Genomic DNA, 24,971 nt, shown 5'->3' on the forward strand with positions numbered 1-24,971 from the left:
GAACCCGTCGATCAAGGCTTGCGTTGGTCATGGGGATCTAATAATGAAAAACCCTTACGCTCCCGGCTTCTGGTGCGCCATTGCGGCATTGGTTTTGCTGTCGGCCACCTATTTCTACGGCGTCATGCTGGCCCACCAGCTCGACACGGCGCTGATATTCCTCGACAGCGCGGCGGCGTTGATCGCCGTGATGGCTATCGTGGTGGTCGCCTGGGCTTCACTCCAGGGCCAGCGCATCAAGAAACGACAACTCGAACAAGGCAAGACCCTGGTGCTGATCTGGGACACCAAGGTGGCTTTGCGTCGCGTCGAAACGGTGTTCGACCGGTATTTCTGGGGCAGTTACTGGCAACCGGGGCGCACCTTCCAGGAAGTCATGGGCGAACTCACCGGCACGCCGCTGGAAAAAAGCCTCGAAACCTTGAAAAAGCAATGCCTGGCGCTGGACAAGCAAGTGGCCGACGAGGGGTGGCACTGGCTGAACAATGCGCTAGAGCTGTCGGATGTCGCCAACGCCATGGCCCGCGAGCGCTATCAACTGGACTTCTGTGACCCGCGCGCGGAAGTGACTGGCGGGGCGGTGATCAATCGGGATTTTGAAGTGCTGGTGTATACGTGGACTGCGCGGCTCAAGAGCTTTGATCATCAATTGGATGAGATTGAGGTTCAGTATTCCTGAAATGATGTTGGCTGGACTGATGCCTTCGCGGGCAAGCCTCGCTCCTACAGGATTTGTGTCATTTGCGAAATTTGCACACGACACAAATCCTGTAGGAGCGAGGCTTGCCCGCGAAGGCGATCTCATGACCACTGAAACTCTCGACCCCATGCGCGAGCCATAGACACTCTTTCACCTTTAATCATTGGGCCGCTTTGCGGCGCAAATGCTAATCTCCATCCCACTTTCAGCGCAGTCGTGACCGCAACCCGTCATGGGTTCAGGGAAGACGACCATACTTTCAACAACGGACATTGAACGGGTACTTCATGAATAAATCAGCAGGCGTGCTTCTAGGAATTGTCGTGGCCATCGGTGCAATCAGCGCCGGCGGTGCGTGGTACACCGGCAGCAAGCTCGACGGGGTGCTGAACACCTCGATCGCCGACGCCAACAAAGAGCTGCAAGCCGCGCTGGCAGGTTCCAATGGTACGGCGTCGCTGGAGCTGGTGTCGCTGGACCGCCATGTGTTCAGCAGTACCGCGCACTATCGCCTCAAGGGCGAAGGCGAGATGTTTGGTGAAGCGCCGGTCGAGTTGCTGTTCGCCGACCGCATCGAACACGGCCCGCTGCCGTTCTCGCGCCTGGTATCGCTGAAGTGGCTGCCGGTCCTGGCCACCAGTCACTACGAGCTGGAAAAGACCCCGCTGACCGAAAAGTGGTTCGCCGCCGCCAAGGACAAATCCCCGGTCAAAGGCGTGGTCAACATCGGCTACGACAACTCCACCAAGGGCACCCTCGAGTTTCTGCCGCTGGAAACAGCGCTGGATGACAAGTCCAACCTGACATTCTCCGGGTTGAAACTCGACGTGGCCGCCAGCGCCCAGGCGCAAAAGGTCAAGGCCGACGGTTACATGGACAGCCTGAAACTGACCACCGTGGCTGAAGATCAGACCCCGGTGCAAGTCGAGCTCAATGGCTTGACCGTGGCCAGTAACCTGAACAAAAGCACCTACGGCTATTACACCGGCGAAAACACCGTCGTGCTGACCAGCAGCAAAACCACCTTCGGCGCCAAGCAATCGGTACTCGGCGTCAAGAACTTTGAAATGAAGAACCAGACCGAGGAAACGGGTACCAACGCTTCGGGGCGTGCCGATTACAAAGTCGGTGAAGTGTCCTTGAACGGCAAGGTTATCGGTTCTGCGCAGATGGCCATGAGCCTGAAAAACCTCGACATCCCGTCAACGATGTCGCTGATGCAGATCTACCAGACCAAACTGCAACCCTACGAAAGGGCCGCCGCTGAAGCCGCTGCCGCCGGTGAACCGGCGCCGCAGCTGAACCTGACCCCGGCCGAAGAGGCGCAGGTCAAGACCGGTCTGGAGAAACTGCTGGCCGCCGGCCCGCATGTGGCCCTGGAAAACCTGTCGTTCAACACCAGCAACGGCGAAAGCCGCGCCAACCTGGTGCTGGACCTGACCAAACCGCAATCCATGGACCTGCCGCCAGACCAGTTGGTCAAGCAGTTGATCGCATTGCTGGAGTTCAACGTACTGGTGTCCAAGCCAATGCTGGTTGACGTGCTCACCCTGCAGTCGCAAATCGACGGCCAGACCGACGCCAAGCTCATTGCCGATCAGGCCAGCGCAACCGCCGACATGTTCAGCAGCATGGCGGTCGGCACACAATTGGCGAAACTGGACGGTAACAATGTCGTCACCAAACTGCACTACGCCAACAATCAGGTGGACTTCAACGGCCAGAAAATGACCCTCGAAGAATTTGTCGGCTTCGTGATGAGCAAACTCGGTGGCACTGGCAACGTCACCCTCCAGTAAAACCGCAGGCTTCAACGCAACGCCCGGCCTCTGCAACACGCAGACGCCGGGCGTTTTGCTGTCTGGTGTCAGCCAAGCACTCCCCTGTGGGAGCGAGCCTGCTCGCGATAGCGGCGGTACATTCAAAATCAATGTCGGCTGACCCATCGCTATCGCGAGCAGGCTCGCTCCCACATGGGTTTGCACCTGGCTGAATGGCATTGAGAGAAGGCCCTAGCGTCACGAATCTGAATAATTATTGTGCGCTGAATAGTCGACTACGCTTGCATGCAAGACTGTTTCGATAAAGCTTGGCTGGGTCTTTCGATCCGGCTTTCCGCTACGAATGGGCAAGGGACATTGTGACCCGGCTGGCCATGTAAGGATGCTGACGAATGCCGTGTATTGCTGGTCCCTTTATTCATCGTGGGTTGCGCCCCTTGTTTCGCGTTGCGCTGTGCGGCCAGTTGTTGTGGCCGATGCAGGCGTTCGCCGACACCCCCTACGACCAAATGGTTCGCGATGCACGGGCCGGCAACTACACGCCTGCGCTGACGGTATTGCGCCAGGTGCCAGTCAACCAGGCCAGCACCGGCCAGATCAGCGATCACTTGCAGATCGCCAGCTGGGCCGGTCTGGACGCCGAAGTGGTCCAGGTCTATGAAACCCAGGGGCACAATCGGGCGTTGCCGGTTCAGGCCCTGACCGCCACCGCGCGTGCCTATCGCAACCTCAAGCGTTGGGACTCGGCGACCCAGGTGTACAACAAGGCTTTGGCCCTTGAACCGCAAAATCCCGACCTGCAGCTGGGGTTGGCGATGACCCAGGCCGACGCCGGTAAGCCTGACGAGGCGGTTGCCCGCGCCAGGGCGCTGGTGGCGGCGAAACCGGATGATCCTTCCCGCCGCTTGGCCCTGGCCTACGCCTTGACCCGCGCCGGTGCCACCTACGACGCATTGTTTGAATACGACCAGGCTTTCATCCGCGCCGGCAGCAAGCCCGACGTCGCTCGGGAATACGTGATTGCCCTGCAACGCGCCCGTCTGCCAGAACCGGCCTTGCGCCTGGCCCGTCAGCGGCCGGGGCTGCTGGATCCGGTTACGCTGCGACGCCTCGAAGGTGACCTGGCCGCGGAACGCGTGCGCCTGGCCGAGCTGGCCACGCGCAGCGAAAAAGAACGTTATGTGATCGCTGATCGGGCTCTGGCCGATTACGACCAGTTGTTGACGACCTGGACGCCGGATCCTCAGGCCCACGATGACGTCATTCGCTGGCGAATCGATCGCATGGGCGCCCTTAAGGCCCGTGCACGCACCGCCGATGTGATCGCCGAATACCAGAAGCTGCTCGCCGAAGGTGTGAAGATTCCGACCTACGCCCTGCGTTGGGTGGCGTCGTCCTATCTGGACCAGCGTCAGCCAGAAATCGCCACCGATTTGTATCGTCAGGTGCTGGTGGCACCGGATGCCGATGTCGGCGACCGCCTGGAAGACAGCACCGCGCTCTATTACGCCTTGCTCGAAAGCGATAAGGCCGATGAAGCGCGCCAGGTCGCCGAGGACCAGGCCAAGTCTCAGAAACCGCGTATCGAGCTCAAGGGTTTGCCGGTGGGCAATCCCAACGATGAATGGATGGACGCGCAGCAACTCGCCGCCCAGGCCGGCACCTACGGCGCTGATCTGCCGTCGGGTGAGCAGCGTTTGCAGACGCTGGTGGATCAGGCCCCGGGCAACCTCGGCCTGCGTCTGGCCCAAGCCGATCTGTACCTGGCCCGGGACTGGCCACGGCGTGCCGAAAATCAGCTCAAGGAAACCGAGAGCATGGCGCCACGGGACATCGGCCTGGAAGTTGCGCAAGGCCACACCGCCATGGATCTGCAGGAATGGCGGCAGATGGATGCGCTGACCGACGATGTGGTCGCGCGTTTTCCGGACAACCGTCAGGTCCAGCGTTTGCAGCGTCAGCGTGCAGTCCACGACATGGCCGAGCTGCGGGTGGAGGCCTACGGCGGCAAGAGTTATGGCGGTGGCGACGGCGATGTCGGGGCGGTTAACGGCAGTCGCGATTTTGGCATCGAAACCACGCTGTACAGCCCGCCCATCGATGAAGACTGGCGCGTATTCGCCGGTGCCGGTTACGCCACCGGCGACTTCCAGGAAGGCACCGGCCACCATCGTTTTCAGCGCGTCGGGCTAGAGCGCCGGACCCGCGACATGACCCTGGAGGCGGAAGTCTCCAACCATTCCTACGGCTTCGGTAACAAACAGGGCGCGCGCCTGGCGATTGCCCGAGACATCGACGATCACTGGCAGTACGGCGGCAGCCTCGAATACCTGTCGGCGCAAACGCCGTTGCGGGCCTTGAACAGCGACATCACCGCCAACGGCGGCAGCGGTTTCATCCGTTGGCGCGCCAATGAGAGCCGTGAGTGGAGACTGGCGGTCAGCCCCTCGCACTTCAGTGACGGCAACAACCGTGTCGAAGCCTTGCTCACCGGTCGCGAGGGTGTTTACCGCGCGCCGGGGTTGCAGGTCGACCTTGGCCTTGAGGTCGGCACCAGCCATAACTCCAAGTCCGATGACGTGCCGTACTTCAACCCCAAATCCGACTTCAGCGTGCTGCCGACGGTGAACGTCAACCACGTGCTCTATCACCGCTACGAAACTTCCTGGAGCCAGCAGTTCCAGGCCGGTGCGGGCACCTATAGCCAGCGCGATCACGGGACCGGCGGCGTCGGCCTGCTGGGTTACGGCCAGCGCTACAGCTGGAACGACGTATTCGAGGTGGGCGGCCTGCTGAGCGTGATCAACCGGCCTTATGACGGCGACCGCGAAACCGATCTGCGCCTGCTCGTCGACCTCACTTACCGCTTCTAGAAGAGTTTGAAGATGCCTTTTATTTCGCGTTTCATCCTTCTGCTGGGAGCGCTGTTGATCAGCGCCTGCGCCCAGCAAGCCCCGGCCTTCGCACCGCCGTCCGAACGCCCGGTGTCGGCCAATGAAAAGCCGTGGCCAAAAAACCACGTGCTCGGGATCGCTTACCACGATGTCGAAGACCGTGACCCCGATCAGGCGGTAGTGGCCGTGCGCACCGAGCGTCTGCTCGAGCAACTGGCGTGGCTGCGGGAGAACAACTACAAGCCGGTCACCATCGACCAGATCATGGCCGCTCGCAACGGTGGCCCCGAGCTACCGCCACGGGCGATCGTGCTGAGTTTCGACGACGGTTATTCGAGCTTCTACACCCGTGTGTTGCCAGTACTGCGCGCCTATAACTGGCATGCCTTGCTGGCGCCGGTCGGGGTGTGGATCGATACGCCGCTGAATCAGCCGGTGGATTTCGCCGGTACACCGCGCAAGCGTTCGGACTTCCTGACCTGGGAGCAGATCCGCGAGATTTCCCGATCCGGCCTGGTGGAAATCGCTGCCCACACCGATGCCAGTCACAAAGGCGTGTTGGCCAACCCGCAAGGCAACCTGCAACCGGCGGCCGCAACCCGGCGCTATGACGCCGCTACCGGTCGCTATGAAACCGAAGCCCAATTCCAGGCCCGGATGCGCGCCGACGTGGCGGCCATCTCGGAGAAGATCCGCAAGGTCACCGGTTACAAACCGCGTGTCTGGGTCTGGCCGTACGGCGCGGCGGACGGCACCTCGCTGCAAGTGATCAACGAACAGGGTTATCAGATGGCCCTGACTCTGGAAGACGGCCTTGATGCCCTCGACAACCTGATGAGCAGCCCGCGCTTTTTGGTGGCCTCGGACCCGGATGGCGAACACTTCGCCAACAGCATCGTCTCGGTGCAGACCGAATCGCCGATGCGCGTGGTGCATGTGGACCTGGACAACGTCTACGATCCGGACCCGGCCCAACAGGAAATCAACCTCGGCAAACTGATCCAGCGCATGGCCGACATGGGCGCCAATACGGTGTTCCTGCAAGCCTTCGCCGACCCTGCGGGCGATGGCCTGGTGCACTCGCTGTACTTTCCTAACCGGCACCTGCCGATGCGCGCCGATATCTTCGACCGCGTAGCCTGGCAGTTGCGCACTCGGGCTCAGGTCAAAGTCTATGCCTGGATGCCGGTGCTGAGTTTTGCCCTGGATTCGAAGCTGCCACGAGTCACTCGCTGGGACCCGAAAACCGCTACCACCTCGATCGATCCGGACCAGTACAAGCGCTTGTCGCCATTCGATCCGAACGTACGGCGCATCATCGGTGAAATCTACGAAGACATAGCGCGCCTGACCTCGGTCGACGGCATCCTCTATCACGATGACGCGGTGCTGTCGGACTTCGAAGACGCCGGCCCTGAAGCCCTGAAGGTTTATGCCGCCAACGGTCTGCCCGGTTCGATTGCCAGCCTGCGTGCGGATCCGGCCACCCTGCAACGCTGGACGCGATTCAAGAGCCGCTACCTGATCGATTTCACTCACGAACTGACCGCCAAGGTCCGCGCCATTCGCGGTCCGCAAGTGCAGACAGCGCGCAATATTTTCGCCGAGCCAATGCTCAACCCCGAGAGCGAAGCCTGGTTCGCGCAGAACCTCGATGACTTCCTGGGCGCCTACGACTGGACGGCGCCGATGGCCATGCCACTCATGGAAAAACAGAGCCGCAAACAATCCGGCCCCTGGCTCGAAACGCTGGTGGCAACGGTGAAATCGCGCCCCGGCGCACTCGACCGCACGGTGTTCGAATTGCAGGCCCGTGACTGGACGAAAAACGCCGACGCCGACATCGACGGCGAACAGTTGGCTGACTGGATGGGCCGTCTCAAGCGTCAGGGCGCCACCAGTTTTGGCTACTACCCGGACAACTTCCTCGAGAACCAGCCGGACTTGAAAACCGTGCGGCCCGCGCTCTCCAACAAGTGGAATCCATAACATGCTGGACAGACTTTTAGCCCTGCTGGTTCTGGCGATCGTCCTTGGGGTTCCCCTCGGGCTGATCTTTCTGCTCACCGGGCAGTTCCTGATGGACTTCGTGTTCTTCTATCCACTGTTCATGTCGGGACTGTGGATTGCCGGCGGCCTGTATTTCTGGTTGCACTGGGAGCGGCACTGGCCGTGGCAGGACGACACTTTGCCGCCACCGCTGGCTGGCGAACCGCTGATCTCGATCCTCATCCCTTGCTACAACGAAGGCGACAACGCGGCCGATACCATCCATGCGGCGCTGGCCCAGCATTACCCGAACATCGAAGTGATCGCGATCAACGACGGCTCCAAGGACAACACCGCCGCGGTGCTCGATACACTGGCGGCGCAGGATCCGCGTCTGCGGGTGCTGCACCTGGCGGAGAACCAGGGCAAGGCCGTGGCCCTGCGCATGGGCGCTATTGCGGCGCGCAGCGAGTATCTGGTGTGCATCGACGGCGATGCGCTGCTGGCGCCGAACACCGCGGCGTATCTGGTTGCGCCGATGCTCGACAATGCGCGACTGGGCGCCGTGACCGGCAACCCGCGAATCCGCACCCGTTCGACCTTGATCGGACGCGTGCAGGTCGGCGAGTTCTCGTCGATCATCGGCCTGATCAAGCGCACCCAACGGGTGTTCGGGCGGATCTTTACCGTCTCCGGGGTGATCGTCGCCTTCCGTCGCACGGCCCTGAACCGGGTCGGCTACTGGAGCCCGGACATGATCACCGAAGACATCGACATCAGCTGGAAGCTGCAACTGGATCACTGGAGCATTTTCTACGAGCCCCGGGCGTTGTGCTGGATTCTGATGCCGGAAACCCTCGGTGGCCTGTGGAAGCAGCGTCTGCGCTGGGCCCAGGGTGGCGCCGAGGTGCTGTTCAAGAACATCCGTGGCATCTGGCAATACCGCCATCGTTACCTCTGGCCGCTGCTGTTCGAATATTGCCTGTCCACTGGTTGGGCCTTCACGTTCCTGCTGTCGGTGATTTTCTGGGGCGTCGGCAAATTCGTTGAAATGCCGGCAGCCATTGCCGTCGATCACCTGATGCCTCCGGCCTTTACCGGGCTGCTGTTGGCAGTGGTCTGCCTGGTGCAATTCGCGGTCAGCATCCTGATCGACCGCCGTTATGAGAAGGGCCTCGGCAAGACCATGTTCTGGGTGGTCTGGTATCCGCTGGTGTTCTGGTTCATCAGCTTGCTCACCACCTTGGTCAGCTTCCCCAAAGTGCTGTTCGGCCAACATCAGAAGCGCGCGCGCTGGGTCAGTCCGGACCGGGGCATCAAACCGCTGAATGATGATGAAGAGGAGGTCATCAAATGAAAATCATCAGAACCCGGCAGCGGCCCTTTCTGGTCGTGATCGATGTTTTTCTCACCGTGCTCGCCTGGGTCGGTCTGCTGTATTTACTGGCGCGGGGGGTGTGGCCGTTGTTCGATACCCATGACGGCCCGCGCATCGATGCGTCATTTTTCGACGCCCTCGGCACGCTGCAGATTTACCTGTGGGTGGCGTTGTTGAACGCGGTGATCCTGATCTCGTGGGCGCGTTATCAACAGCGCAAAAGCAAGAGCTTCGCCCAGCGCCGTTTGCCGGCGCCGGTGGTGGATGATCAGGGGCTCAGCAAAAGCTTCAAGCTGAGCGGCGACCGGCTGGCGAAACTGCGCACGCCGGGCTCGATGACCATTCATAACGATCAGGATGGCGATGTCAGCCATGTCGTTACGCACTTCTTCCCGGTCGACCCGGCTGACCTGCCGCCGCCCTTGGCGCCGCTGGAGCATCCGCTGGTGATCCGCCTGTCAGCCGAAGATGACGACAATCGCGAGCCAATGAGCCACGTCTAGATCGCATTCCCCGTGGCGAGGGGGCTTGCCTCCGTTTGAGTGCGTAGCACTCACAAGATCGTTGGTAAATTAGAGATTTTGCGTCTGCTGCGCAGACGAACGGGGGCAAGCCCCCTCGCCACAGATTTGCGCCTTGCCCCAGAGGTTGACGTGATTGGCGGGAAAACAGCCGTCAACTCATGTCCCGAACCAAGCGCCACGCCTCATCCACCGACAACGGCTGTTTCATCCGTTCAGCGAGCATCGCCATCGCCCGCTCTTCATCGCAGGCCACGGCCGCCGCCACCACGCCGTTCTTGCCGAACAGGCCAATAAACGGTGGATGGTCAGGATCACCCTTGAACTCAACCTCGTCCCAAGCCTGGGCGTGACCGAGGTAGTCGTAGTTTTTGCCGAAGTGCCAGGTCCAGAAATACGGCACGTCGAGGTAGCGTTCGTCGCCGTCGAGCATATTCGCCGCCGCAATCCGCGCCTGTTGCTGAGCCAGGCGCCAATGCTCGATCCGTTGGGGCTGGCCGTTGAGCGGGAAGGTCGCAATGTCGCCGACGGCCCAGAGCCCGTCGGTTATGCGCATCCCGCCGTCGACCTTCAACGACAGGTCCTTTTCTTTGGGCAAATCGGCAAACGGGGTTGTTGCCGGGGTGACGCCGATGCCGACCAGCACCAGATCCGCCGGCAAGCGCTGACCATTGTCCAGCAGCACTGCTTCGACTTTGCCTGCGCCTTCGATCCGGGCCGCTTCGCCATCGGTATGAAACACCACGCCGTTGGCCTCGTGCAGGGCACGAATCGCTTTGCCGACGGCATCGCCGAAGTGCGCCTCGAACGGGATGGCATGGCGGGCCAGGACGGTGACATCCAGGCCGTACTGACGCAGGGATGAAGCGGATTCCAGAGCAATGAAACTGTCGCCAACGATCACTGCCCGCTGACCGGGTTTTGCGCTCGTCAGAATCTGCTGCGCCTGGGCCTTCGAGCGCAGCACGAATACCTGCGGCAGGTCGGCGCCAGGCAGCGACAGGGTTTTGGGGATGCCGCCGGTGGCAATCACGGCGGCGTCATAGTTCAACGATTGACCATCGGCCAGGCGCAGAGTCCGATTCGCTGCATCCAGGCCCATCACATCACTGTTTATCCGTTCAATGCGCTGTTCTTGATAAAAATTTTCATCGCGCAGAGGTGGCACTTCGTCCGGCGGCATCTCGCCTGCAATCACGAATTTGCTCAACACCGTACGGTCGTAGCCGGCCTCGGGCTCACGGTCGATCAGCAATACCCGGCCGCCGAAGCCTTTCTCCCGTAGCGCTGCGGCACAAGCCGTACCGGCGGCACCGGCGCCGATGATGACAAAAGTCCGCTTATCATCAGCCGGCGGTGTGCTGGCGGTGGGCATCGGCTGGTCGTCGACCCAGACCTCATCGTCGCGGATTTCCAGCGGGTAGCGTCGCAGGCTGTCCAGGGACGGCGGCTCGCACAACGCACCGTCTTCGAGCCGGTAAGCCGCCTTGTGCCATGGGCAGATCAGCCGTCCCTCACACAGCGCACCTTTGGCCAGCGGTGCCCCGGCGTGGGGACATTTTCCTTGATAGGCGCGCAATTGATCGCCGACCCGCAGCAAGACGATTTTTGTCTTGTCGATCCGGACTTCAAGGCCACGGTCTTGGGGCACATCGGCGAAACGGGCGACGCGGTGCAGTGCCATGATCGCTCTCCAGGCAGGTGTTTCACTTAGGAGTTTGGCGCTTATTCCCAGGTTCAGCCAATTCTGCTGCCACCGCACGAACGGTCCGGCTATAGTTTGCGAGCCGACGACGGCCCCACCCGCACAAGGTGCTCCGGTATGACCCGATTGACCTCTTTGAACCCTTGGCTGGCGGCCGTTGCAGTCGCCCTTTGCGTGCAGTTTCCGGCGCAGGCCCAGGAGCGTTTCACCCTCAGCATTCCCGGTGTTTCGGACAATCGCCTGTTCACGGTGGCCGAGGCCAGCGATGCCAGCGGTTGCGGCGGCAAGAACCTGTCCCCGGCCCTGAGCTGGAACGCCGGCCCACCAGGCACTCTCAGCTACGCCATCGTCATGCACGACCCGGACGGCCAGAAAGGCCTGGGCGTCGATCACTGGATTCGTTACGGCATCAAGGCCACGACGCGCCAGATCCCGGCCGGCGTTGGCACCAAATCCACCCTCGAAGGCGTGGGCGGCACCAATATCAAAGGCACCACCACCTACATTGGTCCTTGCCCGCCCGTCGGCGACAGCTCCCATCACTACATCATCCAGCTCTACGCCCTGGACCTGGCGCCAGAAGCCTTGCCCGCCGGCCTGACCCGCGCGCAGCTGATGGAACAGATCAAAGGCCATGTGCTGAAAAACAGCAGCGTGGTGCGGCGTTATCATCGCTGAAGATTTTTCACTTCGGCTTAACCCGAACTGATCGGGCTGTCCGTCTCAGAGGATGAATGAGTCAATTTCCTCCTGAGGTCAGCCCCCATGTCCCTCCCTCTGCATTTCCTCCGCCCGGCCGCCCAGGGTTTCGCCGCCGGGTTGTTGTTGGCCGTTGCCGGTTGCGGCGCGTCATCCACGCCAGATTCTGAGACGGACAGCCCGGCAGTGGTTGCGCCTCCGGCTCAAAGTGAATCGAAAACTGAAGCGTTGGTGCATCGCGAAGCAGTCATGGCGGACACCTCGATGGCCAAGCACAACGCGCGACCGGCACCGTCGGTCGCTTTCGCGCCCATGCCGGCCGGCGAGGCTTATCCACAGGGCTATCGGGATGAGCAGCGGGAGCAATATCAGGCGCTGGCCGATAACCCGATCCACAGCGTGGCCGAAGCACCGGTCTCGACCTTCAGTGCCGATGTTGATACTGGCGCTTACGCCAACGTCCGCCGCTTGCTCAATCAGGGGCGTTTGCCTCCCGAAGGGGCGGTGCGCCTGGAAGAAATGGTCAATTACTTCCCCTACGACTACGCCTTGCCCACCGATGGCTCGCCGTTCGGCGTGACCACCGAGCTGGCGCCGTCACCCTGGAACCCGCATACCCGCTTGCTGCGTATCGGCATCAAGGCATCCGATCGCGCGGTAGCGGAACTGGCCCCGGCAAACCTGGTGTTTCTGGTGGACGTGTCCGGTTCCATGGACCGTCGCGAAGGCTTGCCCATGGTCAAAAGCACCCTGAAATTGCTGGTCGATCAACTGCGCGAGCAGGACCGGGTTTCGCTGGTGGTGTATGCCGGAGAATCTCGCGTGGTGCTGGAGCCGACTTCCGGACGGGAAAAAGCGAAAATTCGTACCGCCATCGATCAATTGACTGCGGGCGGCTCGACCGCCGGCGCGTCGGGTATCGAACTGGCTTATCAAATGGCCCAACAGGCGTTTATCCCCAAAGGCATCAACCGCATCCTGCTGGCCACCGACGGTGACTTCAACGTCGGCATCAGCGACTTCGACAGCCTCAAACAAATGGCTGTGGATAAACGCAAGACTGGCGTGTCCCTGACCACCCTGGGTTTTGGTGTGGATAACTACAATGAACACCTGATGGAACAACTGGCCGACGCGGGTGACGGCAACTACGCCTACATCGACAACCTGCGCGAGGCGCGCAAAGTGCTGGTGGATCAGCTCGGTTCGACTTTGGCGGTGGTGGCGAAAAACGTGAAGCTGCAAGTGGAGTTCAACCCGGCGCAGGTCAGCGAGTATCGGCTGTTGGGTTATGAGAATCGCGCCTTGAAGCGTGAGGATTTCAGCAACGACAAAGTCGACGCCGGAGAAATCGGCGCAGGGCATACGGTGACCGCGTTGTATGAAATTGTCCCCAAGGGCGAGAAGGGCTGGCTGGAACCGCTGCGCTATGGCAATGCTGCGGCCGATGTTTCCGCAAACACCGGGGAAATGGCGATGTTGCGAGTGCGTTATCAGTTGCCGGAAGGTGGGAATAGTCGCTTGATCGAGCGGCCAATCCTGAGGGGTGAGGCCAGAAAACTGTCGGCAGCCAGTGATGATCTGAGATTCGCCGCTGCCGTCGCCGCATTTTCCCAGCAACTCAAGGACGGGCGTTATACCGGTGAGTTCAGCCTGAAGGACACCGAAGCCCTGGCCCGTTGCGCACGAGGCGATGATCAATTCGGCCTGCGCGGTGAATTCGTGCAATTGGTGGAGTTGGCGCAGAGCCTGCGAACCCCGACGGCCTCGAATCAACAGCCCAATGACAACCGGATAGAGTGAAAGAGGCCAGCACTGACATGTCCGATTCTGAAATCAGCTCAGCCGCCGGCAGCGACGAATCGCTGCTGGCGCGTTATCGTTCGGGCGACGGGCCGGCGTTCGAAGTTTTGTACGCCCGCCATCGCCAGGGCCTTTATCGATTCCTCCTCGGCCTCAGCGGCAAGCCCGAACTGGCCGAAGAGGTGTATCAGGAAACCTGGCTGAGCCTGATCCGCAGCACCAGTCAGCCACAAGGTCGGGCGAACTTTCGTACCTGGCTCTACCAGATTGCCCGCAACCGACTGATCGATCACTGGCGCAAACACGGAATCCACAACCCGTTGCACGACAGCTATGACGAGCAAACCCATGCACTGATCGATGACGCGGCCGACCCCGAACAACTGCTAAGCCTGAGCCGCGACGGTCAACGCCTCGAAACCGCCCTGCAAACCTTGCCCGCCGACCAGCGCGAAGTGTTCCTGCTGCGCGCCCACGGCGACCTCGACCTGCCGCAGATCGCCACCCTTACCGAAACACCGCTGGAAACCGTTAAAAGCCGCTTGCGCTACGCCCAGCAAAAACTGCGTCGGCTGCTGGCCGAGGAGGTACTGACATGACTGACGCCCGACAAACACCGCCATCGCCCGACGATGAAGTGCTCAAGCATTTTCGCGATCACAGCAGCGGTGAACCACCGGCGCATCTCGACGCCTTCATCCTCGCAACGGCCCATCGCGAAGCTCCCGCGCCGAAGCCGAACCTGTGGCAGCGCTGGCTCCGCGCCTGTCAGCAACCCCGTTGGCAAGTGGCATTCGCCAGCCTCGTTGGCGTGGCCCTGATGCTGGCGCTGGTACAGCGCACGCCGGAGCAACTGCCGAGTTATGACTTCGCCCCTGCGCCCAAAACGTCCGCACCGCTCTCCAAGCAGGAAGCGGCTGAAGTGGATGAACCCGTTGCTCGCCCCCAGCCTGCACCGGCCGGAGCAATGTCCGCGCCCGCTGCGCCAATGGCGGAGTTTTCTGCACCGATGCAGCGTGAGTCGATCAATAGTGAAATGGCTGACGAAGCAAAACTCAGCAAACGCGCCGCCGCGCCGACCAAGTCATTGGATGATCAATTACGTGAAGTGATACGCCTGCAAGACGCCGGTCAGACCCAAGCCGCCGAGGCGCTGATGACGACACTGCACAAGCGCTTTCCCAAGGAAAACCTTGCGGCCCGACTCAAGGATTTGCAGAAGAAATGAAGTGAACAGCGGTCGGCAAATTTGGCATCGACACCCGAAAGCGCGCACTATCGACCCATAGCCGATGCGTTGGAGGATGCCGTGGCACAAAAAATCGACCGCATCGCCCAAATGCTCAACTGCCCGGTGAAGGGTGAGGAATTACGGCGAGCAGTGACTGAGAGTCGTAAGGAGTTTCTTCTGGCGAAGCAGGCAGAAGAAGCGCTTGAGGAAGACGTTCTTGATGATGAGTTGATCGAGGACGAAGAAGACGATGATGACTACGACGAGTTTGACTGGACGACAGAATGAAAAAACCGCTTTGGCGGTTTTTTTATTAGCACTAGCCGTATTTCTGATTGCGATGGCTTCCGACCACGTTGCTTATGTTTACATGAAGAGCGGCGCATTCGATGACGCAGTCAACGCCTATTTTCATACGCAGGTAGCAACCACTTTTTAGAGTAGTTGTGACGCTCTAGCGAAAAACAATCTCAAGCCGAGCCAAGTTCCAATGCATAGTTTTTTTCAACCCGGGGAAAGAGCGGCACGGTCAACAGTGCACAAAAGGCAGCGGCCAGCCACACCACGCCCCAGGAGAAATGAGTCATGAGGGCGGACGCCGCGATAGGAGTCGCGAACAGCACGACAAAGACGCAGGTGTTGCCCATGGCCAAGGCCGTGCCCGCCCGACTGGCCCCTGCCAGTGTGGCAAGTTCTGTGTAGGCAACGCCGTGCCAGGCGGACACGCTGATCCCGGCGATGATCATCACACCAATGATCAGGGCGCTCGCCAGCGGGGTTTCGCTCATGCCGTAGAAGCTGGCTGCCGAAACCGTACCACCCAGCACCAGAAAGGTCAGAGCACTCAACCAGGCACAGGTTTTAAGGTAACTGCGACGATTTTTGTTTTTATCGGTCCAGCGTCCGCTCCAGATTCTGCTGACGATCGCACCAATTTGTATGACGGCCAACGTAGCGGAGATCAGCGTGATATTGATGTTGCCAAAGTCATGAAAAAATACGGCTGCATAAGTGAGAATGGCGAATTGCGGTGCGCAGAGCAGGCCAATGGCCAAAACGATTCGCCAGACTCTCGAGTCCTTCAACGGGCTGGTGCTTGCCTCCTGGCTTTGTTTTTTCGCTGCATTGCCGGAGAAATCGGGCTCATACAACCAGAACCACGCAAACAGGCCTGCGACGAGACAGAACAGGGCTGAGGCAGTGAAGACTTCAACAAATCCGTACGTGTGAGCGAGATAGGGCAGCACCACCGCGCCCAAGGCATACCCCCCCGGCACAGCCGTTTGCCGAATGCTCATGGCCAAGCCTCGCTCACCCTCTTTGAACCAGGCCATGATGGCTCGACCACTGGCGCCGTTGACGCTGCTTCCGAGCAAGCCCACCACGAACAGGCCTATCGCCAGCAACATCGCCGTGGGTGCAGACAAGGCAAGCATCGCCAGTATCAGCAAGGCGATCCCGGAAGTGAGAAGCCCCGTCAGCAACACAGGACGATCCCCCCAGCGATCAGTCAGTAGCCCCCATGGGATCTCGCTGACGGCGATGCCCAGACCTAGAACCCCCAAAACAAGTCCCAATTGGGTGTTATCAAGTTGGTACGTCGCTCTCATATAGACCGCTGTCGCGGGTAGTCCCCCCACTACACTGGAAAAGCTTGCATTGGCCGCAACGCCGACGCCAAGCACTTTCCAGCGGTGACCGTTATCTACAGGCATAAGAATCCCACCAGTTCAATAGTTGTGGGTCGAAAGATTCTCATGAGAGTATCGTTTCGAATATCAAATAATTTTGCGTGTTCGTCCCGAAAAACAGGATTGTCATGAGACCAATAAACTTCGACTTAGATGTCATGCGCAGTTTCGTCACCGGGGTCGAACTGGGCAGCTTTGCCAAGGCGGCACAAAAGCTCGCTCGTTCAACATCAGCCATCAGCGCCCAATTGAAGAAACTGGAAGCCCAGGCGGGATCGCCTTTGTTTAAGAAGGCAGGTCGCAGGCTGGCTCTGACGGACACCGGCGAGGTGCTGCTCAATTACTCCCGACGGCTTTTAAGCCTCAACGATGAGACGATCACGGCCGTTTCCGAGCTCAAGCTAAAGGGATGGGTACGTCTCGGGCTTCAAGAGGACCTGAGCAGCTTCTTGCCAACTGTGCTCGGCCGGTTCGCCAGGGCTCATCCCGATGTTCGAGTTGAAGCCCGGATTGCACGCAATGCGGATCTGCTGAGCCGGATCGAAAATGGCTCGCTTGACCTCGCGGTAGTGTGGGGAGATGTAAATAGAGCCGGGTATCAGGAACGGGTGGCGGAGCTGCCCATGCAATGGATCGGTTCTTCTCACCAATACCTTGACTGGCGCATCGAATCAGGAACCCCGCTGCCCATCATCGCGTTCGACGCGCCCTGTCCGTTTCATTCGATGGCCACCGAAGCGCTGACCCGCGAAGGGATTCCTTGGTTACTTTCGTTCACCAGCTCCAGTCTCAATGGTTTGTCTGCAGCGACCGAGGCTGGCTTGGGTTACACGATCAGAACGGCCCTGGGTTTGCAGCCTGGCACCGAGCTATTGATTGCCGGCGAGCGGGGGTTACCGCCATTACCCTCTATCGCACTGACGTTGCACAGGCGAGAGGCTAATCCGGATCCACTGACTGAGCGATTGTCGAGTATTGTCATACAAGCAATTCGAGGTGAAATTTTTTACTGAGTGACAGTTCGAATAGAAGGCTTTGCCAAGTAAGGTCTTCTTTGATTTTTGCCGGATTCAGGACGCAAAAAAGCCCCAGACCTTAAGATCTGAGGCTTTTTCATTTCTGCGTATGGTGCACCAGGCGGGATTCGAACCCACGACCCCTGCCTTCGGAGGGCAGTACTCTATCCAGCTGAGCTACTGGTGCAATGCGGGCGCCATGATACTCATATGCACTGCGGGCGTCCATGCTGCTGAATCGTCTGCCTTTTTCAAAAGCGTAACCTGCGTTTGCTACGCTGATCCGAAAAAATAGGCAAATGCGGCGTTTTCGTTCTTTTTTTCGAACAGCCTATTGTCCTTTACCCCCTTTGATCCTAGGATTCGTTTGAGATTTCAAACGCTCTTGTCTGGGTGCTGAACCGCACGAGTTCGATTTGTGCGCTATTTATGTGCTTCAGCCCGGTGAATGATTTCCCTGACGGCAGCCTATAAGGCGCCTTTCTACAATCATAATTCGCTCCGCGTTTGCCGCGGTGCTGTTAAGGAAAGCCGACATGCAGCTTAAAGACACCCAGTTGTTCCGCCAGCAAGCCTTTATCGATGGCGCTTGGGTCGATGCGGACAACGGTCAGACGATCAAGGTCAATAACCCGGCAACGGGCGAAATTCTGGGCACTGTGCCGAAAATGGGCGCTGCCGAAACCCGCCGTGCGATCGAAGCCGCTGATAAAGCGCTGCCGGCCTGGCGTGGCCTGACCGCCAAGGAGCGCGCGAACAAGCTGCGTCGCTGGTTCGAGCTGATCATCGAGAACCAGGACGACCTGGCTCGCCTGATGACTCTGGAGCAGGGCAAGCCATTGGCTGAAGCCAAGGGCGAGATCGTTTACGCCGCTTCCTTTATCGAGTGGTTCGCTGAAGAAGCCAAGCGTGTCTACGGTGACGTGATTCCGGGCCACCAGCCAGACAAGCGCCTGATCGTGATCAAGCAGCCGATCGGTGTGACCGCTGCGATTACTCCGTGGAACTTCCCGGCCGCGATGATCACCCGTAAAGCCGGCCCGGCCCTGGCCGCCGGTTGCACCATGGTGCTCAAGCCGGCTTCGCAAACGCCTTTCTCGGCATTCGCGCTGGCTGAACTGGCCCAGCGTGCCGGTATTCCGAACGGCGTGTTCAGTGTGGTGACCGGTAGCGCTGGCGATATCGGCAGCGAGCTGACCGGCAATCCGATCGTGCGCAAACTGTCCTTCACCGGCTCGACCGAAATCGGTCGTCAGTTGATGACCGAGTGCGCCAAGGACATCAAGAAAGTTTCGCTGGAACTGGGCGGCAACGCTCCGTTCATCGTGTTCGACGACGCGGACCTGGATAAGGCCGTCGAAGGCGCGATCATTTCCAAGTACCGCAACAATGGCCAGACCTGCGTCTGCGCCAACCGTCTGTACATTCAGGATTCGGTCTACGACGCGTTCGCCGAAAAACTGAAAGTGGCCGTGGCCAAGCTCAAGATCGGTAACGGTCTGGAAGAAGGCACCACCACTGGTCCGCTGATCGACGAAAAAGCCGTGGCCAAGGTGCAAGAGCACATTGCTGACGCCGTGAGCAAAGGCGCGACCGTACTGTCCGGTGGCAAGAGCATGCAAGGCAACTTCTTCGAGCCGACCATCCTGACCAACGTGCCGAACAACGCTGCCGTGGCCAAGGAAGAAACCTTCGGTCCATTGGCGCCACTGTTCCGCTTCAAAGATGAAGCCGACGTGATCGCGATGTCTAACGACACCGAGTTCGGTCTGGCCTCGTACTTCTATGCTCGCGACCTGGGTCGTGTGTTCCGTGTGGCTGAAGCCCTGGAATACGGCATGGTCGGCGTCAACACCGGGTTGATCTCCAACGAAGTCGCGCCGTTCGGCGGCATCAAGGCGTCGGGCCTGGGCCGTGAAGGCTCCAAGTACGGCATCGAAGATTACCTGGAAATCAAATACCTCTGCCTGGGCATCTAAGGCAAGGCATTGCTTCAAGCGCAAAGGGCACGAGAGCGCTGTCCCTTTGCGCGCTTCAAACGGAATTTTCTCTGTGGCCGGGAAAGCTGTGGCAGTCGATCATCGCATGCTGCCGTAGTTGCCTCCCCGCCGCATTTTCCTTGAACCACGCCGCCCGATGAGCGGTGACTGAGGACACTATGAGCAAGACTAACGCATCCCTGATGAAACGCCGCGAAGCCGCTGTACCGCGCGGTGTTGGCCAGATTCACCCGATCTTCGCCGAGTCCGCGAAGAACGCCACCGTGACCGACGTTGAAGGTCGCGAGTTCATCGACTTCGCCGGCGGTATCGCCGTGCTGAACACCGGTCACGTGCACCCGAAAATCATCGCCGCCGTGACCGAACAGCTGAACAAGCTGACCCACACCTGCTTCCAGGTACTGGCCTACGAGCCGTATGTGGAAGTGTGCGAAAAAATCAACGCCAAGGTGCCGGGTGATTTCGCCAAGAAAACCCTGCTGGTGACCACCGGCTCCGAAGCTGTGGAAAACTCCATCAAGATCGCCCGTGCCGCCACTGGCCGTGCCGGCGTGATCGCGTTCACCGGCGCTTACCACGGTCGCACCATGATGACCCTGGGCCTGACCGGTAAAGTCGTGCCTTACTCGGCCGGCATGGGCCTGATGCCAGGCGGCATCTTCCGCGCGCTGTACCCGAACGAACTGCACGGTGTGAGCATCGACGATTCGATCGCCAGCATCGAGCGCATCTTCAAGAACGACGCAGAGCCGCGTGACATCGCTGCCATCATCATCGAGCCGGTTCAGGGCGAAGGTGGTTTCTACGTCGCGCCTAAAGAGTTCATGAAGCGTCTGCGCGCTTTGTGCGACCAGCACGGCATTCTGTTGATCGCTGACGAAGTACAGACTGGCGCTGGCCGTACCGGCACTTTCTTCGCCATGGAACAGATGGGCGTTGCTGCCGACCTGACCACCTTCGCCAAATCCATCGCTGGCGGTTTCCCGCTGGCCGGTGTGTGCGGCAAGGCCGAATACATGGACGCCATCGCTCCAGGCGGCCTGGGCGGCACTTACGCCGGTAGCCCGATCGCTTGCGCCGCGGCCCTGGCCGTGATGGAAGTGTTCGAAGAAGAGCACCTGCTGGATCGCTGCAAAGCGGTCGGCGAGCGTCTGGTGACTGGCCTGAAAGCCATCCAGGCCAAGTACCCGGTCATCGGCGAAGTGCGTGCCCTGGGCGCGATGATCGCGGTCGAGCTGTTCGTCGACGGCGACAGCCACAAGCCGAACGCTGCTGCTGTGGCATCGGTTGTGGCCAAGGCGCGCGACAAGGGCCTGATCCTGCTGTCGTGCGGCACCTACGGCAACGTTCTGCGCGTACTGGTACCGCTGACCTCGCCGGACGAGCAACTGGACAAAGGCTTGGCGATCATCGAAGAGTGCTTCTCTGAGCTGTGATCCGAGTGCTCTGATTCATTTGTGATCTGATCGACAAAAAACCCGCTTCGGCGGGTTTTTTGATGCCGCTTGAAACACATCAGGGGCAATTGAGCTGTATCGAATAGCCATCATTGACTAAGGTGCAAGCATTGCCGTTGGAGTGTGCGATGACTGCTGTGGTGTTACCCGCTGTACCGCGTGTGCTGATTGCCGAGGCCGACCCTTGGTCCCGCGATCTGCTCAAGCAGGTGTTGTTGAATGTGCGCTGCGACGCGCGGCTGGACTTGTGTGCCGATGGCCAGGAGACACTGCACCTGTTGGCGGAAAATCCTTACGATCTGGTGATCGTTGACTGGGAGTTGCCTGGCGTCGATGGCCTGAACGTCTTGCGCAGTGTCCGTCAGCGCAAACGTAATCCGCCGCAGCCCTTCATTCTGATGAGCAGCCGCAACGACAGCACCAGCGTGCATGAAGTCTTGCCCCTGGCGCCCACGGCGTACCTGACCAAACCCTTGAACATGGAAAGCCTGACCCAGCGCCTGCAGGATTTGTTGCTGAACGCCGGCGAAGAGGTGTCCTGTGAGGCGCCGTCATTGGCGCCGGGCATGACCTTGTCGGTGTACCTGGAGCGGCGGCGCGAGCTGGCGGACGGTGCGCCGTTGATGACTGACGTGCAGGTGGCGATCAAGCGTAGCCTCAATCCTGATGGCCTTGATCTGACACGGCTGGAAGACGAGATTCGCACCGATCCGCAAATCACCGCTGTCTTGATCGCCGCCGCCAACAGCGCGGCCCAGCACCATGGCACCGCCGTGCAAACCCTGTCTCAGGCGCTGCATCGCTTGGGCACCGGGCAAAGCATGAACCTGATTCTGGGCCTCGCCCTCAAGCGCAGTGCCCGGCTCAGCGATCCGCAGCTGGCGGACTATGCCGAGCGTTATTGGGAGTTGTCGCTGCACACCGCCGAATACGCGCGGACGCTGGCGCGCTTGCTGGATCTGGATCAGGAGCGCTGTTATTGCGCGGGCATGCTGCATCGCCTCGGCGATCTGGCCTTGCTGCGCTGTTTGCAGGAGTGGAAGCAGGCCGGCGGTGAGCTGGATGAATGGGAGGAAGTCGGCGATGCCCTGGCCGAATTCGGCGCGGCCTATGGTTCGGCGCTACGGACCCGCTGGCGTCTGCCTCTGGAACTACGAGAGCTGATTGCGGCGGTTTACCAGCTCGGTGGCGGGGTTTACTCCCGCGAAGCGCTGGTGATGAGCATGGCCGCCCAGTTGGCGCGCCTGACCGAGCATGAGGGGATCGAAGCGTTGTCCAAGAGCCGTACAGCGCGGTTGCTCAAGATCGGATTGCCGGAATTGATGCGTTTGCGCAAGAAGTGAATCTGACACGAAACCCTGTGGGAGCGAGGCTCTGTGGCGAGGGGGCTTGCCCCCGTTGGGCTGCGAAGCAGTCCTGAACCCCGACAACCTGGCTCTGTCAGAAATACCGCGTGCTCTGATTTTACGGCTGCTGCGCAACCGAACGGGGGCGAGCCCCCTCGCCACAGGTAAGTGTCAGCGTCAGACAATTTCTCAGCCAGAAATGATGCGGTTCTTGCCCTGGCGCTTGGCCTGGTACATCGCAGCGTCGGCGCGGGCGAACAGGCTGTCGATGCTTTCATCCTCGGGCGTGAGGCTGGTCAGGCCCTGGCTGACGGTGATGCCGAACGTCTGGTCGTCGTGGCTGAAGCTTAACCGCTGAATTTCCCGTTGCAGGCGCTCGGCCACCTGCATGGCCATGTCCGGTGCGCAACCGGGAAACACCGCCGCGAATTCCTCACCGCCGATCCGTCCGAACAGATCACCACGCCGCAGGGCCGCACGACCGCTCTCGGCGATGCGTTGCAGCACCTTGTCGCCTTCCTGATGGCCGTAGGTGTCATTGACCACTTTGAAGTCATCGATGTCCAGCAGCAGGAACGCCATTGGTGCACCGTTCAACCGCGCCTCCTCGAATTCGCGATGGGCGCATTCGAAGAAGTGCCGGCGGTTGCTGCTTTGGGTCAATGCGTCGGTGCTGGCCAGATGTTGCAGCTGGGCTTCCATCTGCTTTTTTTCGGTGATGTCTTCGGCAATGCCGACGATGATCACCGGTTGGCCCGGCTCGGCCTGACGGTTGATGAAGCACTTGTCGCTGAGCCAGCGCACTTGGCCGTCGGCGGCGATGATGCGGTACTCGCGGTCTTCAACGGCGCCTTTGACCAGCACTTGCGCCAGGCTGCGCTCGGCGTAGTCCAGATCATCGGGATAGACGCTGTCGCGCCAGTGGTTGTAGTCGGACAGCAACAGGCCGGCGGGGCGGCCGAAAATCCGCTCATAGGCCGGACTGACGTAGAGCACCTGACGGGTTTCCCAGTTGAATGCCCAAAGCACGGCGTTGACGCTGACCAGCAGCGAGCTGAACAGCTGTTCGCGTTCGCTCAGGCGTGCCACTTCACCCTGGGCATGCATCAGCGCCATCAGGGTTTGCGCGGCCTCGGGCCACTGTGGAAGGGATGTGTCTTGTAGGCTTTTATTAACCATCGGCACAAATCTCAAAGGGCGTGCCGCTATGTCGACAGCGGCCAAGAACAAAGCCCGCCTGGATGGCGAAGTGTCTTTGAGATAGGGGATTTGGAGCGAAGTTCCCGCCTTGGGTGGCGAGAGAGCATGCTCCCGCCGGGCGGTTAAAACACGTCGCTGGTTTGCGATGGCTTCGCCATCAAGCGGGTGGGGGCAAGCCCGAAGGGCGGATCGGATACGTAGGAGCCAGGCTTGCCGGCGAAGGCGTCTTTAAGAGCGCCTTCGCCGGCAAGCCTGGCTCCTACGAAAAGCCTCTTCTGTGGAGGATCAGGCGTTGGCAGGGCGCAGGGAGTAGGTTTTCAACTGGTCGGCGAAGTCACGCAGGGATTGAATCCCGCTGGCCTCGGCCTCGTGTACCCAATCCTTGATGGCGGCCAGCATGTCGTGACCATTTGAGCTCGTCTTGACCCAGATCTGTTGCAAGGCCAGGCGTTTTTCGTAAATTACTTTCAGCGCTTGGCTGTGCTCGAGCATGGTCTGGATGCGCATATGGTGTTTGTCGTCCAGCAAGCTGGTTTCCCGCGAGAGCAAACGCTTGGCCCGATGGAACTGGTGGCGGACCGAGTGATCGACCTTTTCCAGCTCTTGCTTGACCAGCGGCGCGATCACCAGCTTGCGGTACTGGGCCATGATCTGGAAGCGGTTGTTGAGGATCGCCATGGCGGTGTCCATGTCCAGGCTGCCTTTGCCTTCAACGCGGTGGGCGATGGGTGCAACCCGCTGGACCTTGGCCAGACGCAGGAAGCTGAAGACCTGGATCCAGGCCCAGCCGAGGTCGAACTCCCATTTCTTCACCGACAGTTTGGCGGAGTTAGGGTAGGTGTGATGGTTGTTATGCAGTTCTTCGCCGCCGATCAGGATGCCCCAGGGCACCAGATTAGTGGCCGCATCGCGGCATTCGAAGTTGCGGTAGCCGATGGCGTGACCCAGGCCATTGACCACGCCTGCGGCCCACACCGGGATCCACATCATCTGGATGGCCCAGATGGTGATGCCGATGGTGCCGAACAGCAGCAGGTCGATGACGCCCATGATCGCCACGCCCAACAGCGGGAAGCGGCTGTAAAGGTTGCGTTCGATCCAGTCTTCGGGGCAGTTCTTGCCGTAGATGCGCAGGGTCTCGGGGTTTTCCGCTTCTGCACGGTACAGCTCGGCGCCTTTGCGCAGAACGGTGGACAGACCCTTGATGACCGGGCTGTGCGGGTCATCGACGGTTTCGCATTTGGCGTGATGCTTGCGGTGGATAGCTGTCCACTCGCGAGTGTTCTGTGCCGTGGTCAACCACAGCCAGAAGCGGAAAAAATGTTTCAGGCCGGCATTGAGCTCAAGCGAGCGATGGGCTGAATAGCGATGCAGATAAACCGTGACGCCGACGATCGTCACGTGGGTCATCAGTAGGGTGACTGCCACCAGTGACCAGGGCGATAAGCCAAGAAAACCTTCGTACCACATAGCCTATAGGACCCTCGATAAAGAAAAAAACAGCCGTTGCATTATCACTTAGCCCACGGATAAAACCAGTCGCCCTTTCAGATAAGAGTG

19 protein-coding genes and 1 tRNA gene are annotated in these 24,971 nt (G+C 60.1%); 15 read left to right on the plus strand and 5 right to left on the minus strand.

Annotation, left to right across the window (positions count from 1 at the left end; translation table 11 throughout):
- Positions 1-43: 43 nt before the first annotated feature.
- The 6 genes from PMI30_RS16015 to pgaD all read left to right on the plus strand — a co-directional run bounded on the left by PMI30_RS16015 (position 44) and on the right by pgaD (position 9,245).
- Complete coding sequence (locus tag PMI30_RS16015) at positions 44-679, plus strand: hypothetical protein (RefSeq protein ID WP_008009539.1); 636 nt, start codon at positions 44-46, stop codon at positions 677-679.
- A gap of 308 nt (positions 680-987) precedes the next feature.
- Positions 988-2,499, plus strand: coding sequence for a YdgA family protein (locus PMI30_RS16010; RefSeq protein ID WP_032835385.1), 1,512 nt, complete (start codon positions 988-990; stop codon positions 2,497-2,499).
- A gap of 374 nt (positions 2,500-2,873) precedes the next feature.
- Positions 2,874-5,354 (plus strand): poly-beta-1,6 N-acetyl-D-glucosamine export porin PgaA, encoded by a 2,481-nt coding sequence (gene pgaA / locus PMI30_RS16005; RefSeq protein ID WP_008009544.1) that lies wholly within the window; start codon positions 2,874-2,876, stop codon positions 5,352-5,354.
- Between the two features lie 12 nt (positions 5,355-5,366).
- Positions 5,367-7,364 (plus strand): poly-beta-1,6-N-acetyl-D-glucosamine N-deacetylase PgaB, encoded by a 1,998-nt coding sequence (gene pgaB, locus PMI30_RS16000; RefSeq protein WP_008009546.1) that lies wholly within the window; start codon positions 5,367-5,369, stop codon positions 7,362-7,364.
- Between the two features lies 1 nt (position 7,365).
- Positions 7,366-8,721 (plus strand): poly-beta-1,6-N-acetyl-D-glucosamine synthase, encoded by a 1,356-nt coding sequence (gene pgaC / locus PMI30_RS15995; protein WP_008009548.1) that lies wholly within the window; start codon positions 7,366-7,368, stop codon positions 8,719-8,721.
- Complete coding sequence (pgaD, locus tag PMI30_RS15990; RefSeq protein WP_008009550.1) at positions 8,718-9,245, plus strand: poly-beta-1,6-N-acetyl-D-glucosamine biosynthesis protein PgaD; 528 nt, start codon at positions 8,718-8,720, stop codon at positions 9,243-9,245. Before pgaC ends, pgaD begins: the two co-directional genes overlap by 4 nt.
- Positions 9,246-9,417: 172 nt before the next feature.
- On the opposite strand, the gene PMI30_RS15985 is transcribed toward pgaD, so the two are convergent.
- A complete protein-coding gene (locus PMI30_RS15985) occupies positions 9,418-10,947 on the minus strand; it encodes an apoptosis inducing factor family protein (protein WP_008009552.1) in 1,530 nt (509 codons plus the stop codon).
- Between the two features lie 138 nt (positions 10,948-11,085).
- Here PMI30_RS15985 and PMI30_RS15980 point away from each other — a divergent pair, with 138 nt between their 5' ends.
- The 5 genes from PMI30_RS15980 (at position 11,086) to PMI30_RS15960 (ending at position 14,989) form a co-directional block, all read left to right on the plus strand.
- A complete protein-coding gene (locus PMI30_RS15980; protein WP_008009554.1) occupies positions 11,086-11,646 on the plus strand; it encodes a YbhB/YbcL family Raf kinase inhibitor-like protein in 561 nt (186 codons plus the stop codon).
- An 87-nt stretch (positions 11,647-11,733) separates the two neighbouring features.
- A complete protein-coding gene (locus PMI30_RS15975; RefSeq protein WP_008009556.1) occupies positions 11,734-13,470 on the plus strand; it encodes a vWA domain-containing protein in 1,737 nt (578 codons plus the stop codon).
- A gap of 17 nt (positions 13,471-13,487) precedes the next feature.
- Positions 13,488-14,069, plus strand: a complete 582-nt coding sequence (locus PMI30_RS15970; protein WP_008009559.1) for an RNA polymerase sigma factor — start codon at positions 13,488-13,490, stop codon at positions 14,067-14,069.
- The gene (locus PMI30_RS15965; RefSeq protein WP_008009561.1) at positions 14,066-14,698 is read left to right on the plus strand and encodes a hypothetical protein; all 633 of its coding nucleotides are present in this window, start codon (positions 14,066-14,068) and stop codon (positions 14,696-14,698) included. Before PMI30_RS15970 ends, PMI30_RS15965 begins: the two co-directional genes overlap by 4 nt.
- A 21-nt stretch (positions 14,699-14,719) precedes the next feature.
- Positions 14,720-14,989: a hypothetical protein gene (locus PMI30_RS15960; RefSeq protein WP_238541989.1), complete on the plus strand. Its 270-nt coding sequence runs from the start codon at positions 14,720-14,722 to the stop codon at positions 14,987-14,989.
- A gap of 182 nt (positions 14,990-15,171) precedes the next feature.
- Here PMI30_RS15960 and PMI30_RS15955 read toward each other — a convergent pair whose 3' ends face one another.
- Complete coding sequence (locus PMI30_RS15955) at positions 15,172-16,416, minus strand: MFS transporter (protein ID WP_008009566.1); 1,245 nt, start codon at positions 16,414-16,416, stop codon at positions 15,172-15,174.
- Between the two features lie 104 nt (positions 16,417-16,520).
- Here PMI30_RS15955 and PMI30_RS15950 point away from each other — a divergent pair, with 104 nt between their 5' ends.
- Positions 16,521-17,405 (plus strand): LysR substrate-binding domain-containing protein, encoded by an 885-nt coding sequence (locus PMI30_RS15950; RefSeq protein ID WP_008009568.1) that lies wholly within the window; start codon positions 16,521-16,523, stop codon positions 17,403-17,405.
- 113 nt (positions 17,406-17,518) lie between these two features.
- Here PMI30_RS15950 and PMI30_RS15945 read toward each other — a convergent pair.
- Positions 17,519-17,595 (minus strand) — tRNA-Arg (locus PMI30_RS15945).
- Between the two features lie 349 nt (positions 17,596-17,944).
- Here PMI30_RS15945 and gabD point away from each other — a divergent pair.
- The 3 genes from gabD to PMI30_RS15930 all read left to right on the plus strand — a co-directional run bounded on the left by gabD (position 17,945) and on the right by PMI30_RS15930 (position 22,208).
- Positions 17,945-19,387 carry an NADP-dependent succinate-semialdehyde dehydrogenase gene (gene gabD / locus PMI30_RS15940; protein ID WP_008009570.1) on the plus strand — a complete coding sequence of 481 codons (1,443 nt, stop codon included), beginning with the start codon at positions 17,945-17,947 and terminating at the stop codon, positions 19,385-19,387.
- 179 nt (positions 19,388-19,566) lie between these two features.
- Positions 19,567-20,844: a 4-aminobutyrate--2-oxoglutarate transaminase gene (gabT, locus tag PMI30_RS15935; protein WP_007899625.1), complete on the plus strand. Its 1,278-nt coding sequence runs from the start codon at positions 19,567-19,569 to the stop codon at positions 20,842-20,844.
- A gap of 149 nt (positions 20,845-20,993) precedes the next feature.
- Positions 20,994-22,208 (plus strand): response regulator, encoded by a 1,215-nt coding sequence (locus PMI30_RS15930; RefSeq protein ID WP_008009573.1) that lies wholly within the window; start codon positions 20,994-20,996, stop codon positions 22,206-22,208.
- Between the two features lie 192 nt (positions 22,209-22,400).
- On the opposite strand, the gene PMI30_RS15925 is transcribed toward PMI30_RS15930, so the two are convergent.
- Positions 22,401-23,390 (minus strand): GGDEF domain-containing protein, encoded by a 990-nt coding sequence (locus PMI30_RS15925; RefSeq protein WP_008009574.1) that lies wholly within the window; start codon positions 23,388-23,390, stop codon positions 22,401-22,403.
- Between the two features lie 306 nt (positions 23,391-23,696).
- Positions 23,697-24,881: a delta-9 fatty acid desaturase DesA gene (desA, locus tag PMI30_RS15920; RefSeq protein ID WP_007899628.1), complete on the minus strand. Its 1,185-nt coding sequence runs from the start codon at positions 24,879-24,881 to the stop codon at positions 23,697-23,699.
- Between the last annotated feature and the right edge of the window lie 90 nt (positions 24,882-24,971).

Origin of the sequence: Pseudomonas sp. GM50, from assembly GCF_000282375.1 — a bacterium.
GTDB lineage: Bacteria > Pseudomonadota > Gammaproteobacteria > Pseudomonadales > Pseudomonadaceae > Aquipseudomonas.

Excerpts from the sequence above, each read along its gene's own strand:
- PMI30_RS16015 (WP_008009539.1), top strand. The coding sequence starts at position 44 with ATGAAAAACCCTTACGCTCCCGGCTTCTGGTGCGCCATTGCGGCATTG.
- PMI30_RS16010 (WP_032835385.1), top strand. The coding sequence starts at position 988 with ATGAATAAATCAGCAGGCGTGCTTCTAGGAATTGTCGTGGCCATCGGT.
- pgaA (WP_008009544.1), top strand. The coding sequence starts at position 2,874 with ATGCCGTGTATTGCTGGTCCCTTTATTCATCGTGGGTTGCGCCCCTTG.
- pgaB (WP_008009546.1), top strand. The coding sequence starts at position 5,367 with ATGCCTTTTATTTCGCGTTTCATCCTTCTGCTGGGAGCGCTGTTGATC.
- pgaC (WP_008009548.1), top strand. The coding sequence starts at position 7,366 with ATGCTGGACAGACTTTTAGCCCTGCTGGTTCTGGCGATCGTCCTTGGG.
- pgaD (WP_008009550.1), top strand. The coding sequence starts at position 8,718 with ATGAAAATCATCAGAACCCGGCAGCGGCCCTTTCTGGTCGTGATCGAT.
- PMI30_RS15985 (WP_008009552.1), bottom strand. The coding sequence starts at position 10,947 with ATGGCACTGCACCGCGTCGCCCGTTTCGCCGATGTGCCCCAAGACCGT.
- PMI30_RS15980 (WP_008009554.1), top strand. The coding sequence starts at position 11,086 with ATGACCCGATTGACCTCTTTGAACCCTTGGCTGGCGGCCGTTGCAGTC.
- PMI30_RS15975 (WP_008009556.1), top strand. The coding sequence starts at position 11,734 with ATGTCCCTCCCTCTGCATTTCCTCCGCCCGGCCGCCCAGGGTTTCGCC.
- PMI30_RS15970 (WP_008009559.1), top strand. The coding sequence starts at position 13,488 with ATGTCCGATTCTGAAATCAGCTCAGCCGCCGGCAGCGACGAATCGCTG.
- PMI30_RS15965 (WP_008009561.1), top strand. The coding sequence starts at position 14,066 with ATGACTGACGCCCGACAAACACCGCCATCGCCCGACGATGAAGTGCTC.
- PMI30_RS15955 (WP_008009566.1), bottom strand. The coding sequence starts at position 16,416 with ATGCCTGTAGATAACGGTCACCGCTGGAAAGTGCTTGGCGTCGGCGTT.
- PMI30_RS15950 (WP_008009568.1), top strand. The coding sequence starts at position 16,521 with ATGAGACCAATAAACTTCGACTTAGATGTCATGCGCAGTTTCGTCACC.
- gabD (WP_008009570.1), top strand. The coding sequence starts at position 17,945 with ATGCAGCTTAAAGACACCCAGTTGTTCCGCCAGCAAGCCTTTATCGAT.
- gabT (WP_007899625.1), top strand. The coding sequence starts at position 19,567 with ATGAGCAAGACTAACGCATCCCTGATGAAACGCCGCGAAGCCGCTGTA.
- PMI30_RS15930 (WP_008009573.1), top strand. The coding sequence starts at position 20,994 with ATGACTGCTGTGGTGTTACCCGCTGTACCGCGTGTGCTGATTGCCGAG.
- PMI30_RS15925 (WP_008009574.1), bottom strand. The coding sequence starts at position 23,390 with ATGGTTAATAAAAGCCTACAAGACACATCCCTTCCACAGTGGCCCGAG.
- desA (WP_007899628.1), bottom strand. The coding sequence starts at position 24,881 with ATGTGGTACGAAGGTTTTCTTGGCTTATCGCCCTGGTCACTGGTGGCA.